This is a genomic window from Paenibacillus sinensis, assembly GCF_019904155.1.
GTDB lineage: Bacteria > Bacillota > Bacilli > Paenibacillales > Paenibacillaceae > Paenibacillus_AQ > Paenibacillus_AQ sinensis.
The window spans coordinates 1-294 of sequence record NZ_JAHCMB010000167.1 but is presented as its reverse complement, the minus strand read 5'-3'; the positions used below and the strand labels follow the sequence as shown (position 1 = coordinate 294).

The window sequence follows — 294 nt, the reverse complement described above, 5'->3', positions numbered from 1 at the left end:
GGAGCTGTCCCATAAGTAGATTTTCAAAGTCAGAGACAGTTCTTCTTCATTCTAGAAAACGCAAAAAGTTAGCAAAACAGCGATTCTCCGGTTATTGGAGAATCGCTGTTTTGCATTTTTGGTCCACTGCGGCTTGTTTTAGTACATTATGGGCAAGGGAAAGCCACCCTACCTCAAGCGTCACTTTCTCCATACCGCGAAGCAGAAATCGCCGAAAGCCCCGGTTGTTTTTCAGTTGTCCAAATACACTCTCGGGCTCCGTCATTCGACGTACGGCCAAGGCGTAACCTTCCT

At 46.9% G+C, this 294-nt stretch carries 1 protein-coding gene; it reads right to left on the bottom strand.

Features of this window, described 5'->3' with window-relative positions; genetic code table 11:
* Positions 1-91: 91 nt before the first annotated feature.
* Positions 92-294, bottom strand: a 203-nt coding sequence (locus KIH86_RS19025) for a transposase (protein ID WP_223110615.1), incomplete at its 5' end; no start/stop codon positions are given.